The 4,710-nt window shown below is 62.4% G+C and carries 4 protein-coding genes and 1 tRNA gene; 2 read left to right on the top strand and 3 right to left on the bottom strand.

Annotated elements, in window-relative coordinates; translation table 11 throughout:
- Positions 1-77: 77 nt before the first annotated feature.
- The 3 genes from QZ292_RS09770 to QZ292_RS09760 all read right to left on the bottom strand — a co-directional run bounded on the left by QZ292_RS09770 (position 78) and on the right by QZ292_RS09760 (position 1,629).
- Entirely contained in the window at positions 78-224 is a 147-nt protein-coding gene (locus QZ292_RS09770; RefSeq protein WP_294601048.1) for a hypothetical protein, read from the bottom strand.
- A gap of 95 nt (positions 225-319) precedes the next feature.
- Positions 320-392 (bottom strand) — tRNA-Met (locus QZ292_RS09765).
- A 130-nt stretch (positions 393-522) separates the two neighbouring features.
- Positions 523-1,629, bottom strand: coding sequence for an ROK family protein (locus tag QZ292_RS09760; protein ID WP_294601047.1), 1,107 nt, complete (start codon positions 1,627-1,629; stop codon positions 523-525).
- Between the two features lie 105 nt (positions 1,630-1,734).
- Between QZ292_RS09760 and QZ292_RS09755 the strand changes: the two genes are divergently transcribed.
- Both QZ292_RS09755 and QZ292_RS09750 read left to right on the top strand, forming a co-directional pair.
- Positions 1,735-2,391, top strand: a complete 657-nt coding sequence (locus QZ292_RS09755; protein ID WP_294601046.1) for an ABC transporter ATP-binding protein — start codon at positions 1,735-1,737, stop codon at positions 2,389-2,391.
- Between the two features lie 33 nt (positions 2,392-2,424).
- On the top strand, positions 2,425-4,620 hold the full coding sequence (locus tag QZ292_RS09750) for a family 20 glycosylhydrolase (protein WP_294601045.1): 2,196 nt from the start codon (positions 2,425-2,427) through the stop codon (positions 4,618-4,620).
- The last annotated feature ends 90 nt before the right edge of the window (positions 4,621-4,710 follow it).

Here is a 4,710-nt window from a genome sequence, read left to right as displayed (position 1 = left end):
CTCTGCGAGCCGCAGAACTTGGAAATCATACAGACCCAAGCCCGGGTTCGAAGTTTCCAATCAGTCGAGGCTTCCGTTTATTCCGAGAGGCAACGCAACTGAAAACCGAAGCCGCGGGTGTCTGAGCTGCTTGCGTTGAGGTACTGTGAATAGAACTTCAAGCCCAAGCCGTAGATGCCGCTCACCGCCGACGAGTAGCTGAATCCGCCGTTGCCGACGTTCACCGGATCACCTGAATTTGCGTAGCGGTTGCCCGGGGCGGGAGTAACGGCAGTAAAAAACAAAAACGGTTCGCATCTTGCGATGCAAACCGTCTGAGTTGCGGGGGGAGGACTCGAACCTCCGACCTTTGGGTTATGAGCCCAACGAGCTACCAACTGCTCCACCCCGCGATCGTAATTTCAGGTGCAAAGGTAATGCATTTTTTGTAAAATGCAAACTCCCGAATCAAAAAAACATCCCGCTCACCGCACTAAGACGACAAGCGGGATAAAAATCCGGTCTGCAAGACCCCTGTACGCCCTACCTCTTGTCCAAAGCGTGCAGCGCAAAGGCATAGGCCCCGATGCTGATCGCCTTGCTCGTCCCGATCCGCGAGAAGCCGATCCCCACGCGCGGCATCGAGTCATAGGTCACCCGCTCATTGGTGTGCGGCACCTGAATCTGCTTCACCTCGCCCTGCAGGAAAGCGGCCATCTGCGCCTCGTCCTCCAGATAGAACGCCTTCTGCGCCAGCCGCGGGAACTGCGCCCCCGTAGCCCCGACAAACTGCCCGTGCACCTCCTCCATCATCGCCGGCACGAACAGCGACTTCGCCCCCGCCACCCCGCCGCCGATCACCGCGATCCCGTCCACCACCGTCAGCACGTTACAGAGTGCATCTCCCAGCGCCTGTCCCATCCGCCGGAAAGCCTCCAGCGCCGCCGCCTTGTCCCCCTCCTTCTCGCCGATCCCGATCTCGTAGATGTCCTTCGGATGCGGCAGCTTGTCGGCCGGCGTCCCCGTGAGTTCGCCATAGACCCGACGTACCGCCCGGATGCTGATCGACTCTTCGATGTTCCGGTCCTGGTGGTACCGCTGGCTCAGCAGCCACACCTCCGCCGCCGCCGAGTTGTCGCCCAAAAACAGTTCGCCGTTCCGCACGATCCCGCCGCCGAAGCCCGTCCCAAGCGTCAGCCCCACCAGGTTGCGATACCGTTTCGGACTGCCCGCCTTTTCGAGCTGGGCATTGACCCACGGCAGATAGCCCTCGATCGCCTCGCCGTAGGCATACAGGTCGCCGTCGTTATTGATGAAGACCGGGATACCGAACTCCGCCGCCAGCATCGGCCCGACAGCCACCCCGCCCTTGTAAGCCGGCAGGTTGCCGATGTTCCAGATGATGCCGTTCGGATAGTCCGCCGGCCCGGGAAACGCGAAACTGATGGCCACCGGCGCCTCCTTGAGCCGCGACCGCACGGCGTGAAAACCGTTGATCAGGTTGGCCAGACTCAGTTCCAGGTTGTTGGCCGCCGACGGCAGGTGGATCGGTTCGACGATCTCTTCGCAGCCGCGGATCGCGCCGAAAACAAAATTGGTTCCTCCCGCGTCCAGCGTCATCACGGTGCGGGGGTCGTTTGTAAAGTTCATAAAGCTCTCGTTTTGGTTCGGGTTATTTTTAGCAAATATAAGAAAAAGGAAGATATGGCGGTCTGCGAACCGAGCGATTGCGAAAAACGTTATATTTGTCGTAGGATGATACGATGCAGAGAGATACGTAAACGGTTCGGAGCCGTCGAAGTGCTTCGGGGAATCGACCTCGATATCGCCCGGAGCGAAGTGGTGGCCGTCGTCGGGCCCAGCGGGGCCGGGAAGACCACCCTGTTGCAGATTATGGGCACCCTGTCGCAGCCCGACAGCGGGACGGTCGAGGTGGAGGGACGCGACGTGGGGAGCCTGCGGCCGGCCGAGCTGGTGCGGCTGCGGAACGAGCGGATCGGCTTCGTTTTCCAGTTCCACCACCTCCTGCCGGAGTTTACGGCCACGGAGAACGTGATGATTCCGGCCCTGATTCGCCGGACTTCCCGTGCCGCGGCGCAGCGGCGGGCGGCCGAGCTGCTGGAGCTGCTGGGGGTGGGGCACCGGGCCGGGCATAAGCCGGCCGAGCTCTCGGGGGGCGAGCAGCAGCGCGTGGCGGTGGCGCGGGCCCTGATGAACGACCCGGCGGTGGTGCTGGCCGACGAACCTTCGGGCAACCTCGACAGTGCCAATCGTGAGAGTCTGCACCGGCTCTTCTTCGAGTTGCGCGACCGGTTCGGCTACACGTTCGTGATCGTGACCCACGACAACGACCTGGCGGCCATGTCCGACCGCCGGATCGCCATGCGCGACGGGACGATCGTCGAACTTTAAACGGAATTTACGAACACTTTGAATCTTTCGAATATGAAACGACACCTGACCACCATCCGCCTCTCGACCGCCGCTGCCGTGCTGGCTGCGGCGTTTTGCTGCGCCTGCGGGCCGCAGCGGACGGCCGAAGAGATCGCCGTGATTCCTCAACCCGCCCGCATCGTCGAAGGAGAGGGGGCGGTCCGATGGGTGGCGGACAGCGTGCGGACGGCGGTCGACACCTCGCTGCGGAATCCCGAGGCCTACCGGCTGACGGTGGCCGACGGACGGATGGAGGTGGTCGGAGGAGGCGAAGCGGGGATTTTCTACGGATTGCAGACGCTGGAACAGCTCAGGGACTCGGCCGGATACGTGCCTGTGGTGACGATCGAGGACGCGCCCCGGTTCCCGTGGCGGGGGGCGCATCTGGATGTGAGCCGCCACTTCTTCCCGAAAGATTTCGTCAAACGGTACATCGATATACTCGCCTACCACAAACTCAATACGTTCCACTGGCATCTGACGGACGGTATCGGCTGGCGGCTGGCGATCGACAAATACCCGCTGCTGGCGCAGAAAGCGGCGTGGCGCAAGGTCAAGGATCCGCTGGCGCCGTGGATCGGGCTGGAGCTGAGCGACGAGGCGCGCCGGGACAGTGCGGACACCTACGGGGGATACTATACCGAGGCGGATATCCGCGAGATTGTGGACTATGCCCGCGCGCGGCACATCACGGTGATTCCGGAGATCGAGATGCCGGGCCACTCCGAGGCGGCGACCTTCGCCTATCCGCAGTTCGCCTGTCCGACGGCGAAGCCGGGGAGCGGCATCTATTGTCCGGGCAACGACTCGACCTTCCTTTTCCTGCAGGAGATTATCGACCGGGTGGTGGAGCTCTTTCCCGACTCGCCGTACATCCACATCGGCGGCGACGAGGTGGGCAAGGAGCAGTGGAGCGGGTGCCCGTTGTGTCAGGCCCGCAAGCAGGCCGAGGGACTCAAGGACGAACACGAGTTGCAGAGCTATTTCGTCCGTCGGATGGAGAAATACATCAATGCCAAGGGCAAGCGGATGATCGGTTATGACGAGATTCTGGAAGGAGGTCTCGCGCCGGACGCCACGGTGATGTCGTGGACGGGTTTCGAGGGGGGTGTCCGGGCGGCCAATGCAGGGCACGATGCGGTGATGGTGCCGTTGGACTATGTCTATTTCGATCACTATCAGAACCAGAATCCGTGCGAACCGCAGGGGTGGGGGGGCTATAACGGCGTGCCGCGCGTCTACTCGTTCGACCCGCTGCGGCCGGAGGTCGAGGCCGACAAACGGCACCACATTCTGGGCGGTCAGGCCAATATCTGGACGGAAAACATCCGCACGCCGGAGCACGTGGAATATATGCTGCTTCCGCGGCTGGCGGCCCTTTCCGAAGCGTTGTGGACGGATACGACAGCCAAGGATTGGCACCGTTTCGAACGGAAGCTCGACCGGCAGTACGACCGGTATGCGGCCCGGGGGTGGCATTATGCCGAGAGCGCGTTCACACCGTATATCGCCGAACAGCATTTCAACGACGAGGGAGCGCTGGTGATCCGGCTGGCGACGGAGGTGGCACTCCATCCGATCCGGTACACGCTGGACGGATCGATGCCGACGGCGGAGTCGCCGGTATATGCCGATTCGATCGTCATTACCGAGCCTGCGACTCTGACGGCGGTCACGTTCCGGCGGGGGAAAGCTGCGGGATGCGTCTTGTCGTCGCCCCGGCTGCTGAATCCGGCGACAGGGGCGAGGGTGACGTATGCTCATCCTTACCACGCGGCCTACACGGGGGGCGGAGATTCGGCGCTGGTGGACAACCGGTATGCTTTCAAGCGGGGCGACGATCCGGCGTGGCAGGGGTTCGAGGGGACGAATCTGGATGTGACGCTGGATTTGGGCAGCGTGTGGCGGCTGGAGGGGGTTTGGATGCGTTTCCTGCAACACATCGGTTCGACGTCGGTCATGCTTCCGACCCGGCTGAGGGTGTGGACGTCGGCGGACGGCAGGAACTATTCGGAAGCGGTGGATGTGGCGGTTGAGCAGGATTCGACTTCGGAGGTGATTATCCGGCCGGTGGATGTCCGGTTCCGCGAGGCGGTCGAAGCGCGTTTCGTGCGGATCGAGGCGACGAATCGGGAGATACTTCCGGAAGGTCACCCTCGCGCGGGCAGTCCGGCGTGGATCTTCGCGGATGAAATCGCGGTCTATTAAAAGAACCTAAGGCGCGCGAACAGAGAATTGGGCGCAGCAAACCAGTAAGCGATACGCAGTATCGCTCTGTCCCGCCGGGGTCACCCGGAC

The organism is uncultured Rikenella sp. (assembly GCF_910577125.1).
Lineage (GTDB): Bacteria > Bacteroidota > Bacteroidia > Bacteroidales > Rikenellaceae > Rikenella.
The sequence above is the reverse complement of the archived record's forward strand: the minus strand, read 5'-3'. Positions and strand labels throughout refer to the sequence as shown.